The 13,288-nt window shown below is 64.5% G+C and carries 11 protein-coding genes; 6 read left to right on the plus strand and 5 right to left on the minus strand.

Features of this window, described 5'->3' with window-relative positions:
• Positions 1-162 precede the first annotated feature (162 nt).
• From hemE to DN388_RS18170, 3 genes are all read left to right on the plus strand, one after another.
• Positions 163-1,227 carry a uroporphyrinogen decarboxylase gene (gene hemE / locus DN388_RS18160; RefSeq protein ID WP_043859934.1) on the plus strand — a complete coding sequence of 355 codons (1,065 nt, stop codon included), beginning with the start codon at positions 163-165 and terminating at the stop codon, positions 1,225-1,227.
• A 147-nt stretch (positions 1,228-1,374) separates the two neighbouring features.
• Positions 1,375-1,875 (plus strand): type II secretion system F family protein, encoded by a 501-nt coding sequence (locus DN388_RS18165; protein WP_255001477.1) that lies wholly within the window; start codon positions 1,375-1,377, stop codon positions 1,873-1,875.
• Positions 1,876-1,962: 87 nt separating this feature from the next.
• Entirely contained in the window at positions 1,963-2,310 is a 348-nt protein-coding gene (locus tag DN388_RS18170) for a YgiW/YdeI family stress tolerance OB fold protein (RefSeq protein WP_043859932.1), read from the plus strand.
• Positions 2,311-2,332: 22 nt separating this feature from the next.
• On the opposite strand, the gene DN388_RS18175 is transcribed toward DN388_RS18170, so the two are convergent.
• Positions 2,333-3,502: an MFS transporter gene (locus DN388_RS18175; protein ID WP_168186837.1), complete on the minus strand. Its 1,170-nt coding sequence runs from the start codon at positions 3,500-3,502 to the stop codon at positions 2,333-2,335.
• 215 nt (positions 3,503-3,717) lie between these two features.
• Here DN388_RS18175 and DN388_RS18180 point away from each other — a divergent pair, with 215 nt between their 5' ends.
• Entirely contained in the window at positions 3,718-4,617 is a 900-nt protein-coding gene (locus DN388_RS18180; protein ID WP_054915554.1) for a LysR family transcriptional regulator, read from the plus strand.
• Between the two features lie 66 nt (positions 4,618-4,683).
• The gene (locus DN388_RS18185; protein WP_043859929.1) at positions 4,684-5,454 is read left to right on the plus strand and encodes a ParA family protein; all 771 of its coding nucleotides are present in this window, start codon (positions 4,684-4,686) and stop codon (positions 5,452-5,454) included.
• On the opposite strand, the gene trxC is transcribed toward DN388_RS18185, so the two are convergent.
• On the minus strand, positions 5,451-5,885 hold the full coding sequence (gene trxC, locus DN388_RS18190; RefSeq protein ID WP_054915555.1) for a thioredoxin TrxC: 435 nt from the start codon (positions 5,883-5,885) through the stop codon (positions 5,451-5,453). The genes DN388_RS18185 and trxC overlap by 4 nt on opposite strands.
• A 155-nt stretch (positions 5,886-6,040) precedes the next feature.
• Here trxC and DN388_RS18195 point away from each other — a divergent pair, with 155 nt between their 5' ends.
• Positions 6,041-6,526: a DUF4265 domain-containing protein gene (locus DN388_RS18195; protein WP_213606455.1), complete on the plus strand. Its 486-nt coding sequence runs from the start codon at positions 6,041-6,043 to the stop codon at positions 6,524-6,526.
• 103 nt (positions 6,527-6,629) lie between these two features.
• On the opposite strand, the gene selO is transcribed toward DN388_RS18195, so the two are convergent.
• Genes selO through DN388_RS18210 form a run of 3 tightly spaced genes read right to left on the minus strand, consistent with a single transcriptional unit; the run spans position 6,630 to position 13,198 of the window.
• The gene (selO, locus tag DN388_RS18200) at positions 6,630-8,090 is read right to left on the minus strand and encodes a protein adenylyltransferase SelO (protein ID WP_078481683.1); all 1,461 of its coding nucleotides are present in this window, start codon (positions 8,088-8,090) and stop codon (positions 6,630-6,632) included.
• Positions 8,087-11,419, minus strand: coding sequence for a mechanosensitive channel MscK (mscK, locus tag DN388_RS18205; protein ID WP_043860373.1), 3,333 nt, complete (start codon positions 11,417-11,419; stop codon positions 8,087-8,089). Before mscK ends, selO begins: the two co-directional genes overlap by 4 nt.
• 36 nt (positions 11,420-11,455) lie before the next feature.
• A complete protein-coding gene (locus DN388_RS18210) occupies positions 11,456-13,198 on the minus strand; it encodes a potassium/proton antiporter (RefSeq protein ID WP_043860372.1) in 1,743 nt (580 codons plus the stop codon).
• Between the last annotated feature and the right edge of the window lie 90 nt (positions 13,199-13,288).

Here is a 13,288-nt window from a genome sequence, read left to right on the forward strand (position 1 = left end):
AAGGCTGGCTCCTGCCAAACCTGCAGGAGCCGGCCTTGCCGGCGAAGCTTTTAACTAAATCTATTGACCTACCACAGGTCGATAGACAAAAGGCACGGTTCATACCGTGCCTTTTACGTTGGTGTCTGAGAAAATGCCCCCACTTTTTTTCCGGATGCCGACATGACTGCCTTGAAGAACGATCGTTTTCTGCGCGCCCTGCTCAAGCAACCCGTAGACGTCACCCCGGTGTGGATGATGCGCCAGGCCGGCCGCTACCTGCCGGAGTACCGCGCCAGCCGCGCCAAGGCCGGTGACTTCATGAGCCTGTGCATGAACCCGCAGTTCGCCTGCGAGGTCACGATGCAGCCGCTGGACCGCTACCCGCTGGACGCCGCGATCCTGTTCTCGGACATCCTGACCATCCCTGATGCCATGGGCCAGGGCCTGTATTTCGAAACCGGCGAAGGCCCGCGCTTCAAGAAAGTCATCAGCACCCTGGCCGACATCGAGGCGCTGCCGATCCCCGACCCGCAAAAGGACCTGGGCTACGTGATGGATGCGGTCAGCACCATCCGCCGCGAGCTCAACGGCCGTGTGCCGCTGATCGGCTTCTCCGGCAGCCCGTGGACCCTGGCCACCTACATGGTCGAAGGCGGCTCGTCCAAGGACTTTCGCAAGACAAAGGCCATGCTCTACGACAACCCGCAGGCCATGCACCTGCTGCTCGACAAGCTCGCGCAGTCGGTGGTCAGCTACCTCAACGGGCAGATCCTGGCCGGCGCACAGGCCGTGCAGATCTTCGACACCTGGGGTGGCAACCTGTCGGCGGCGGCGTACCAGGAGTTCTCCCTGGCCTACATGCGCAAGATCGTCAGCGGCCTGATCCGCGAGCACGAAGGGCGCAAGGTGCCGGTGATCCTGTTCACCAAGAACGGCGGCCTGTGGCTGGAAAGCATTGCTGATGCCGGCGCCGACGCCCTGGGCCTGGACTGGACCTGCGACATCGGTGAGGCGCGCCAGCGCGTGGGCAGCAAGGTGGCCCTGCAGGGCAACATGGACCCGACCGTGCTCTACGCCAAGCCCGAGGCCATCCGCGCCGAAGTCGGGCGTATCCTGGCCAGCTATGGCCACGGTACCGGCCACGTGTTCAACCTGGGCCATGGCATCACCCCGGAAGTCGATCCGGAACATGCCGGTGCCTTCATCCACGCCGTGCACGAACTGTCGGCGCAGTACCACCAGTAACGGGCAACTGCCTGGCGGGTGCCGCGTATCGCGGCCCCGCCACTGACTTTTCACGCTCCCCCGCCGATCCGTCCTACTGCCCGTCCAAGCCCCCTCCCTTACCATTCCGACCTCGCTGCACAGCCGTGCCATTCAAGGAAGGAACCCGTGCCCAAGGATACCCGCGCAGTACAGCATCCCCTGCTGGCGGCAACCTGCCAACGGCTTGCCGAGTACGGTGACAACCAGCAACTGACACGTCAGGGCATCCGCCTGGCGTTGCTGTATCCGGCGATACTGATGTGCGCCGTGCTGGCCATCTTCGCGTTCCTGCTGGGTGTCGTGATCCCTGATGTCGTGCAGATATTCGCCCATCACCAGCAGGCGTTGCCGGCCACGATCCGCATTTCGATGGCGCTGAACGAGAGCGGGCAGCGCTTTGCGCTGCCGTTTGCCGGTGTGCTGGTCGCCGCCGGCGTGTTCGCACGGCTCGCGTTGCACGCACTGCGGCGTCGACTGAGGTGGCACGGTTTGCTGTCGGACGTAAGGGTTGAACGAGCCCTGGGCCTGTTTGAGCCATTGATGCTGGCGATGACGGGCGGTGTGATGCTGTTCATCTGGCTGGCCATCCTTATGCCGATTCTGAGCCTCACCGCGTTGCTGGCCTGATCGGGTTTCCCACCATCGCGCATTAAGCTTCAGTTCAGGCGTGGGGATTAACCTGAGCGCATCCCCACTTGAAACGGAATGCCCACCATGAAAACTCGTTACCTGGCTCTGCTGCTTGCCCCGCTGTTCACCACTGGCGCGATGGCCGCCGGCTACACCGGCCCTGGCGCCCAGCCGGTCACCACGGTCGCGGCAGCCAACGACGCCGCCGACGACACTCCGGTGGTACTGCAGGGCTTTGTGGTCAAGAAGCTCAACAACGACGACAAGTACGAATTCAAGGATGCCAGCGGCACCATCACCGTCGAGATCGACAACGAAGACTTGCCGGCGGTGGCCTTCAACGACAAGACCAAGGTCAAGCTGACCGGTGAGGTCGAGAAGAACCTGATGTCCCGCGAGATCGATGTCGACCTGGTCGAAATCATCAACTGAACAGCTTCGCCGGCAAGGGGTATCAGCCCTTCACATTCCCCGGCAGCGCCGGCAGCTTGCTCAGGTGCAACGCCACCAGCAGGGCGATCACCAGCAGGCTGCCGATGAACAGCCCGATGCCGTTCCACCCACCGTAATGCCAGAACACCCCGCCTGCCGTGCCCGCCACGCTCGACCCCGCGTAATAGCTGAACAGGTACAGCGAAGAGGCCTGCCCCTTGGCCGTGAGCGCACGCCGGCCGATCCAGCTGCTGGCCACCGAATGCGCGCCAAAGAAGCCAAAGGTGAATACCAGCATGCCGACGATTACCAGCACCAGGGGCGAGAACAGCGTCAGCAGCAACCCACCGAACATCAGCAGGATGCTCATCCAGAACACCTTGCGCCGCCCCAGCTTGTCCGACAGTGCGCCGATCTGCGCCGAGCTGTAGATGCCTGCCAGGTACACCACCGACAGCAGCCCCACCAGCGCCTGGCTCATGTGGTACGGCTCGGCGAGCAGCCGGTAGCCGATGTAGTTGAACAGCGTGACGAAGGCGCCCATCAGCAGAAACGCTTCCAGAAACAGCCACGGTAGCCCGGCGTCGCGAAAGTGCTGGGTGAAGCCGTTCAGCAGGCTGCGCGGGTTCATCGAGCGTGCACTGAAGTTGCGCGACTCGGGCAGGATCCTCCAGAACACTGCCGCCGCGACCAGTGCCAGGCCGCCGATCACCAGCATCGCGGTGTGCCAGCTGACGAAGTCGATCAGTACCCCGGTGATCAGGCGCCCGCTCATGCCGCCGATGGCGTTGCCGCCGATGTACAGCCCCATGGCCAGGCCGATGTGCTGCGGATGAATCTCTTCGCTCAGGTAGGTCATGGCCACCGCCGCCAGCCCGCTCAGCGACAGGCCCACCAGGGCACGCATGGCCAGCACGCCGTGCCAGCTGGGCATCAATGCGCTGGCGATGGTGCACAGCGCGGCGCAGAACAGGGCGAACACCATCACCGGCTTGCGCCCGACGCGGTCGGAAATCGGCCCGGTCACCAATAGCCCGAACGCCAGCAGGCCGGTCGACACCGACAGCACCAGGCTGCTCTGGGCGGCATTGATGGAGAACTCGTGGGACAGCAGCGGCATCATCGGCTGCACGCAGTACAGCAGGGCGAAGGTGGCAAAGCCGCCACAGAACAATGCCAGCACCGTGCGCATGAACGCAGGGGTGCCTTTCTCGATCCAGCTTTCGTTCAGGGGGGCGGCGGTGCTCGCCGGGGCAGGGGGCAGCTCATGGGCAACAGCAGTTTTCACGGGGACCTCGAAAGGGGCACGGCCTCGCAGGCAGTGAAAAAAGCATATAGCTGGCTATTGATCTTTTCCAATATATTGTTCGACCTGTTTAAGAGGTTTTACGACCTATTGGAGTTGCCATGGAACTGCGCCACCTTCGCTACTTCATCGCCGTGGCCGAAGAGCTGCATTTTGGCCGTGCCGCACAACAACTGGGCATCTCTCAACCGCCGCTGAGCCAGCAGATCCAGGCCCTGGAGCAGGAGCTGGGTGCACGCCTGTTCGAGCGTACCAACCGACGGGTGGCGCTCAGCGAAGCCGGCCGGCTGTTTCTCGACGAGGCGCGCCAGGTGCTGGCGCAGGTCGACAAGGCCGCCGACGTGGCGCGGCGTGCCCAGCTCGGCGAGCTGGGCGAGATGAAGATCGGCTTCACCTCCTCGGCGCCGTTCAACTCCAGCATTCCCAAGGCCATCAATGCGTTTCGCCAGCGCTTCCCGGCGGTGCACCTGAACCTCAAGGAAATGAGCAGCCGCGACGTGGTGGATGCCTTGCTCGACGAGTCCATCGAGGTCGGCCTGATGCGCCCGATGAGCGTGCCCGATGGCGTGGTGATCACCGAACTGTTCCGCGAGCCGTTGGTGGCGGTGCTCAATGCCGCGCACCCGCTGGCCCAGGGCAACGAGCAGGGCCTGCCGCTGGCGGCCCTGGCCCAGGAGCCGTTCGTGTTCTTCCCGCGCAGCTACGGCAGCGGCCTGCACGCGCAGTTGCTCAGCCTGGCGCGCTCGGCCGGCTTCAGCCCGCACTTTGCCCAGGAGGCAGGCGAGGCCATGACCATCATCGGCCTGGTATCGGCGGGGCTTGGGGTGTCGGTGCTGCCGGCGTCGTTCAAGCGCATGCGCATCGACGGGGTGGTGTACCGCACCTTGCTCGACGCCGACGCGGTGACAGCGGTATGGCTGGCGCAGCGGCGCGAGGACGTGTCGGCGATGGCCCGGGCGTTCACCGAACTGTTGATCCGCCAGGCCCAGACGCAGGGCTGAAAGGCACTGGCTAAACCGGCGCAACCCTCACATACTCGGTAGTTCCTTTCACATGGAGGTCTGTTCATGCGGCGCGTGGTGTTCAATCAGAAAGGTGGCGTGGGCAAGTCGAGCATTGCCTGCAACCTGGCGGCCGTCAGTGCCAATGAAGGCTATCGAACCCTGTTGATCGACCTGGACGCCCAGGCCAACTCGACCCAGTACCTCACCGGCCTGACCGGCGAGGACATTCCCATGGGCATTGCCGACTTCTTCAAGCAGACCCTGTCCTCGGGGCCCTTCGCCAAGAAGAACAAGGTCGACATCTATGAAACCCCGTTCGACAACCTGCATGTGGTGACCGCCACGGCAGAGCTGGCCGACCTGCAGCCCAAGCTCGAGGCCAAGCACAAGATCAACAAACTGCGAAAGCTGCTGGACGAGCTGTCCGACGATTACGACCGCATCTACCTGGACACCCCGCCTGCGCTGAACTTCTATGCGGTTTCAGCGTTGATCGCCGCTGATCGCGTATTGATCCCCTTCGACTGCGACAGCTTCTCGCGTCAGGCGCTGTACGGCCTGCTGGCCGAGATCGAAGAGCTCAAGGAAGACCACAACGAGGGCCTGGAAGTCGAGGGCATCGTGGTCAACCAGTTCCAGGCGCGCGCCAGCCTGCCGCAGCAGATGCTCGACGAACTGATTGCCGAAGGCTTGCCGGTGCTGCCGGTGTACCTCAACAGCTCGGTGAAGATGCGCGAGTCCCACCAGGCCAGCCTGCCGCTGATTCACCTGGAACCGCGGCACAAGCTGACCCAGCAGTTCGTCGAACTGCATACGCTGCTGGAAAACGCCTAGACCCCTTGGCTGCGCAGCCATTCCAGCAGTTGCTGGAGTGGGAAGGCGCCGCTCTGGCGCGCCACTTCGCGGCCGTTCTTGAACAGGATCAGGCTGGGAATGGAACGTATGCCCAGTTGCCCGGCCAGTTGCTGGTTGGCTTCGCTGTCGAGCTTGGCCAGGCGGCAGCGTCCGGCCAGTTGGCCGGCGGCCTGTTCGAAGACCGGGCCGAACGCCTTGCAGGGCCCGCACCAGTCGGCCCACACATCGATCAGCAATGGCAGGTCGCCCTTGATCTGGCTGGCGTAGTCGCCCTGTTTCAATTCGAATGGCTTGTGCAACAGCACCTCACCCTTGCAGCGCCCGCACTTGGGTGCGTCCCTCAGGCGTGCGGCGGGGATGCGGTTGAGGCCGTTGCAGTGGGGGCAGGGGATGTGGAGGGGGTCGGTCATGGTGGGAGTCCGGATGCGTCAGGTGATGTTGGGTATCTGGAGGTGATGAGGGTGGATTGCAAGATGCCATAGCCTGCCAGATAAGCCAGCGATGCTGGCGAAGAGGCTGTAATGGTTTAGCATGCGGCCTTTCTGAACAGGCCAGGGACAGACCGATGGATTGCCAGCATTCACCGCACATTCGTGTATTCGTCGACAGAAAGAAGAACGGAGAGCCGGTGTTCGAAAGCGTGCCGGTGCGCGAAGTGGGCGAACATACCTATGAACTGCTGTCGTCGCCGGGGCTGGCGCTGAACATGGCGCGCGGCGACATCATCTGCACGGCCATCCCCGATCAGCATGTCGAGGTGGTGCGCCGGGGTGGCAATTTTTGCATCCATGTCTACGCCAACGAGCTGCCCCAGGATGCCGTCGACACGCTGGAAAGCGAGGTGCAGACGTTGCTGGGCGGCACGCTGGACGGTCGCTACAAAGGCAACCTGACGCTGGCAGTGCCGGCGAGCAATGGGTTCGAGGCGATTCGCCCGGTGTTCGACCGGTTTCGGGAGGCGACGGGGGTGCAGTGGTATTACGCCAACATCTACCAGAACCTCGATGACGACGAGGATGAGACGTTGCTGAACTGGTGGGTCGACAACTGAAGCTGCGACCGCTGCGCGCTCTATCGCGGGTCAAGCCCGCTCCCACAAGAACACCGCAGTACCTGTGGGAGCGGGCTTGACCCGCGAAGCAGGCGCTGCGATCTCAGGATGAACAACTGATCTCCAGATGCTTGCCCCACTCGGGTGGGCGTTCGGCATAGGCCTGCATCCCCGGCTGTTCCTCGAACGGCCGTGTCAGCACCTGGTGCAGGCGTCGCACTTCCTCGTAATCCCCGCCTTCAGCCGCCTCGATGGCACGCTGCGCCAGGTAGTTGCGCAGAATGTACAGCGGATTCACCGCGTGCATCCGCGCGCGCCGGCCTTCGGCATTGCCCGGCTCCTGGTCCAGGCGCGCCAGGTACTCCACCGCCCAGGCATCGAACCCGGCCAGGTCGACGAAATCGTCGCGCACCACCCGCACGGCCTGCGCCGCCGGCTGATCACCCAGCTTGCGAAAGAACAGCGTGTAGTCCACAGCGCCCTTGTTCATCAGCCCCAGCAAGCGCTCGACCAGCGCCGAATCGTCATCGCGCGCCTCGGTCAGCCCCAGGCGTCGACGCATCAGGTCCAGGTAATGGGCCTGGTACAACGGCAGGAACAGCCCCAGCGTTTCCTTCAGCGCCTCGACGCTGATGAACGGCGTCAGCGCCTGGGCCAGCGCGCTCAGGTTCCAGTGTGCGATCGGCACCTGGTTGCTGAAGCTGTAGCGCCCCTGGTCGTCGGAATGGTTGCAGATGAAGCCGGCATCGAAGTCGTCGAGGAAGGCAAACGGCCCGAAGTCGAAGGTGATGCCCAGGATCGACATGTTGTCGGTGTTCATCACCCCGTGGCAGAAACCATAGGCCTGCCAGCGCGCAATCAGCTCGGCATTGCGTTCGACGATGGTACGGAACATCGCCAGGTACGGCTCGGGCTGCTCGCGGCACTCGGCAAAGTGCAGGTTGAGCACGTGCTCGGCCAGCTCGCGCTGCTGCTCGGGTTGGCGGGTGTAGTAGAAGTATTCGAAGTGGCCAAAGCGCACATGGCTGGGCGCCAGACGCAGTACCATCGCCGCGCGCTCCTGGGTTTCGCGCCACACCGGCGTGCTCGAGCCGATCACGCACAGCGCGCGGCTGCTGGGGATGCCCAGCGCGTGCAGGGCCTCGGAGGCGAGGAACTCGCGGATAGACGAGCGCAGCACCGCACGGCCATCGCCCATGCGTGAATACGGCGTCTGCCCGGCACCCTTGAGGTGCAGGTCCCAGTGCTCGCCGGCATCGTTGTACACCTCGCCCAGCAACAGCCCGCGACCGTCACCCAGGCGCGGGTTGTACGAACCGAACTGATGCCCCGAATACACCATCGCCCGCGGCTCGGCCTCGGCCCACAGCTTGTGTCCGCTGAACAGCTCGGCGAACACCGGGGAATGCGCCTCGGTAGGGTCCAGGTCGAGCAGTGCCATGGCCGCGTCGCTGGCCACGACCAGGCGCGGCTCGGCAATCGGCTCGGGCAGCACGTGGGTGGAGAACGCATCGCCCAGGCGGGCGAAGCGGTTGTCGAAGGTCAGTTCGTCGAGGGATTTCAACGGCCATCTCCTGGCGCATCGGTGGGGGGCTCGGGCAGCACGGTCTTGTTCGGCGCTTCGACCGGTACCATCTTGTACTCCTGGCCCTGCATGTTCTTCAGGTACACCTCCATCTGGCGGAACGAGATGTTGATGTGCTGGCGCTTGAATTCCTTGTTGATGTAGCGGTTGATCTCGTCCAGTACCGGGTTGCGGTCGCCCAGGTCACGCACGTGCATGCGCAGTTCGTGGTCCAGGGTACTCTCGCCGAAGTTCAGGAAGTACACGATCGGTGCCGGCTCCTTGAGCACCCGCGGGTTCTCGTTGGCTGCCTGCAGCAGCAGGGTGCGTACCAGGTCCAGGTCCGAGCCGTAGTCCACGCCCAGCTTGAGGGTGACGCGGGTGATGGTGTCGGTCAGCGACCAGTTGATCAACTGGCCGGTGATGAAAGTCTTGTTGGGGACGATGATGTCCTTGCGGTCGAAGTCGGTGATGGTGGTGGCGCGGATGCGGATCTTGCTCACCGTGCCCGACAGGTTGCCGATGGTGATGGTGTCGCCGATGCGCACCGGGCGCTCGAACAGGATCATGATGCCGGAGATGAAGTTGGCGAAGATCTCCTGCATGCCGAAGCCCAGGCCCACCGACAGCGCCGCCACCAGCCATTGCAGCTTGTCCCAGCTGACGCCGAGGGTCGACAGCGTGGTGACGAAGCCCACCCCGGCAATCACGTACGACAGCAACGTGGTGGTCGCATACGCGCTGCCCTGGGCCAGGTTCAGGCGTGACAGCACCAGCACCTCGAGCAGCCCCGGCAGGTTGCCGGCCAGGGCGAAGGTGATGCCGATGATCACCAGTGCCCCGAGCAGGTCGCCCAGGCTGATCGGCACCATGCTCATGGCCGCGCCGGTGCCGCTGGTGTACTCGTACAGGGTGATGTTGTCGAGGTAGGCGAACACGCTGATCAGGTCGGCCCACACCCAGTACAGCGCGGCAATGAAGCCGCCCAGCAGGGCCAGGCGGATCAGGCGCAGCGACTGCTGGTTGACCTGCTCGATGTCCAGGGTCGGCTCCTCGACGATCACCTCGCCATCGAGCCCTTCCTTGGTGGCCTGGCGCTTGCTCAGTGCGCGCTGGTAGGCCAGGCGCCGGGCGGCCACGGCCAGGCCGCGCACGAAGGCGGCCTCGATCACCAGCCAGAACATCAGCAGGTACAGGGTGTCGATCAGGCGGTCGGTGAGCTTGAGTGCGGTGTAGTAGTAGCCAAAGCACACGGCAATGAACAGCGCCACCGGAAGCGCCGTGAACGCCACGCCCACGGCCTTGCGAAACAGCGAGGTATTGCGGTGCGCGGGGCTGCTCAGCAGCAGGCGGCTGAGCAGCCAGGCCATCAGTGCGTAACAGGTCAGTACCACACCGATGCCGAGCACGTCGTCGGCCAGCGCCGAGGGCTGGTGCTCGGCCACCGCCACCACGCCGACCAGCGCCAGTACCACGCTGCCCAGGCGGCGGATCCAGCCGCGCAGGAACTCGACCTGGGCCTTCTCCCAGCGAAAGTGCAGCTCGGCCACGCCGCCGGGCGCCAGAATCCGGTAGGCGGTGTAGAACACCAGCCAGGCCTGGGCGATCTGCCACAGCGCGGCGCCCAGGTTGGCGTTCTGGCCGCGGGCGTCGATCTGCAGCGCATAGCCGCACAGCGCCAGGCCCAGGCTCAGCGGCATCGCCAGCAGGATATTGATCAGAATGGCCTGGGGCGTGTGCCACTGGCTGTCACGCTTGAAGTGGCCCACATCCTGGTGAACCTTGTTCAGCCGCGCATACAGGTACTTGCGCCGCCACAGCAGGGCGCCGATCAGCAACAGCAGCGGCAGGAACAGCAGCGGGCGCTGCGTCAGGCCGTCGGCCAGTTCGTTGATGCCCGACCCCCACGGCAGGCTCACCACCTGCTTTTGCAGGCGTTCGGGCACGCTGCGCAGCCATTCGAAGTCCAGCGGCTTGTTGCTGGGGATCCAGAACATCTGTTCGTCGAGGGTGCCGCGCAGGTTCTGTGCGGTGCTCAGCAGCTGCTTCTGGTTCAGTTGCAGGGTGATGGATTCGTTGAGCAGGGCGCTCAGCTCGCGGTTGAGCCGCTCCAGCAAATCGCTGCGGGTGATCGCCACCTCCAGCAGGGCCTTGCGCAACTGTGGGGTGACGCTGTCGGGCGGCTGGGTGGCCAGCAGCTTGTCGACGTAGCTGCTGGGGCTGCTGATCTGCTCGCGCTGCTGGTTGACCTCGAACTGGTACAGGCGAATGTCGGCGATCTGGTCGGCCAGGTCGCGATCGACCTTCAGGTGCGGCAGGGCCTGCTTCTGCTTGTAGAGGATCTTGGACAGCAACAGGCTGCCCTTGAGCACGCTGATCTGTTCGTCCAGTGCCTGGTCGGCCTGGGTCAGGCTGTCGAGCTGCTGCTTGGTCTGCAGGTTCTGCTGGGTCAGCTCGTTGAGGCGGTCGGTGCTGCGCAGCAGGTAGTCGGACAGCTTCAGGTTGGTGGCGCTTTCGGTGGCCAGCACGCTGCTGCCGCCGGCCTTCTGTGCCTCGATGGACTGTTCGGTGACGGTCTGCTGCGACTGCGCCAGGCGCTTCTGGTTGATCAGCGTCTGCAGGTCCTGGATCTCCTGCTCAAGGCGTGTGGCGCGCTCGATCAGCAGGTCGTGCTGGCTGTTGCCCAGGTCTTGCAGCAGGCTGTTGCCGGCCAGTTCCTGGCGGCGCAGCAGGGTCAGCGCGTTGAGCGAGGCGAGTTCGGCATTGAGCTGGTTGCGCTGGTCGGCCGAGAGGCTCTTGCCGTTGTCCTTGCCCAGCTTGAGGATGCTGTTGATCTGCTGGGTGCGGGTCTGGTTGCTGCTGATCTCGGCCTGGGCGCGCTCGGGGCGGGTCTGGGAGTTGATGATCAGGCTGTTGGCTTCGGACAGCGCTTTCTGCAGCTCGCCCTGCTGGGTGGTGCGCTCGGACAGCAACTGCTCCAGCTGCGGCACGCCCATGCTGGCGTAGCGCTGCGCCACGGGCAGGGTCTTGGTGTCCTTGAGCCGGGTCAGCTCGCGCTGGTTTTCGCTGGTCTGGCGCGGGGCGTCGGCCAGTTGCTGCTTGAGCGCGGCCAGGCGCTTGTCGTAGTCGTCGCGCGAGGCCAGCAGGCCAAGGGTCTGCTCCAGCACTTGCTGCAGGGCCTTCTGGTCGGCCTCCGGCAGCTTGCGCTCGGCGATCTTGTCCAGGCTGTGCTGGACGCTTGCCGTGGTGGGGGGTTCCGCCGCCTGGGCGAAGGAGAGGGACAGGCACAGCCCGAGCAGGGCTGCGCTAACAACAGTGCGCAGGGACATAGGCAGACGTCGTAGAACCGGGCAGAGAATCGAAGTTTAAAGGAACAACCCGGGGCCGGGTCGAGAACCTTCGGGGAATTTGATACCCACTTTGAGGATCTTGTTCCCTTCCATCAGCGCAACGGTCCACAGGGTGTTGTTCCATTCGATCTGGTCGCCCACCACCGGTGCACCGCCGACCTTCTGCTCGATGAAGTGCGCCAGCGGCTGGTGCGGGTCCTGGCCGTCGAGCTGCAAACCGTACAACGCCGCTACAGCCCCCAGTTCTGCGTCACCTTCGAGCACGAAGTCGCCGAAGAAACGCAGGTCCAGGCCGCGTTGCGGCGCCTGGCTGAACAGCTTGCCCAGCGCCGGCAGGTTGTGTTCGTGGCCGATCACGCACAGCAGGTCGCCGACTTCGAGGGTGGTACTTCCCGACGGATGGAGCAGTTGCTGGCCGCGAAACAGGGCAGCGATACGCGTGCCTTCGGGCATTTTCAGCTCGCGCAGGGCGGCACCGATGCACCACTTCTCCGCACCCAGGCGATACACGAACAGCTCCCACTCGCTGGTGATGTGCACTTCCAGGGCCGAGCGCGAGATCGGCGCCGGGTCGGGCGGCACGGTCACCTTGAGCAGGCGCGCCACCCACGGCAGGCTGGTGCCCTGCACCAGCAGCGACACCAGTACGATGAAGAAGGCCAGGTTGAAGTACAGCTGGGCATGCGGCAGCCCGGCCATCAGCGGGAACACCGCAAGGATGATCGGCACCGCGCCGCGCAGGCCGACCCACGAGATGAACACCTTTTCGCGGCCATGGAAGGCCTTGAATGGCAGCAGGCCGATCATCACCGACAGCGGCCGCGCGAACAGGATCATCCACAGCGCCAAGCCTAGGGCCGGCAGCGCGATGGGTAGCAGGTCGTGGGGCGTGACCAGCAGGCCCAGCACCAGGAACATGCCGATCTGGGCCAGCCAGGCCATGCCGTCGAGCATGTGCAGGATGCCGTGGCGGCTGCGGATCGGCCGGTTGCCCAGCACCAGGCCGCACAGGTAAACGGCCAGGAAGCCGCTGCCGTGCAGGGCGTTGGTGAGCGCGAACACCACCAGGCCGCCGCTGATCACCAGGATCGGGTACAGGCCGCCGGCCAGGTTCATGCGGTTGACCAGCTGCAGCATCAGCCAGCCGCCGCCCAGGCCCAGCAGGCTGCCGATGCCGAATTCGCGCACCAGGTGGCCGAGCAGGCCCCAGTGCAGGCCGTTCTGGCCGCTGGCGATCATCTCGATCAGGGTCACGGTGAGGAACACCGCCATCGGGTCGTTGCTGCCCGACTCGATTTCCAGGGTGGCCGTCACCCGCTCGTTGAGGCCCTTGCCGCCCAGCAGCGAGAACACAGCGGCGGCGTCGGTGGAGCCGACGATGGCGCCGATCAGCAGGCCCTGCATCAAGCTCAGGTCGAACAGCCAGGCGGCGGCCAGGCCGGTGAGGCCGGTGGTGATCATCACCCCCACCGTGGCCAGCGACAGCGCCGGCCACAGGGCCACGCGGAAACTCGAGACGCGGGTGCGCAGGCCGCCGTCGAGCAGGATCACGGCCAGTGCCAGGTTGCCCACCAGGTAGGCGGTCGGGTAGTTGTTGAAGATGATGCCGCCGCCGTCGACGCCGGCAACCATGCCCACTGCCAGGATGATCACCAGGATCGGGATGCCCAGGCGCGAGGAGAGTGAACTGACCAGGATACTTGCACCTACCAGCAATGCGCCGATCAAGAACAGGCTATTGATGGTGGACGCATCCAAAGGCAGTACTCCAGGGGGGATTGCAGAAAGAGGCGCGACTTGCTTTTTGCCTGACTTCAGCTAGCAGGTCGCGTGCCAAGGATTCTAACC

The sequence above is a fragment of the Pseudomonas sp. S12(2018) genome (assembly GCF_024355235.1).
Lineage (GTDB): Bacteria > Pseudomonadota > Gammaproteobacteria > Pseudomonadales > Pseudomonadaceae > Aquipseudomonas > Aquipseudomonas palmensis.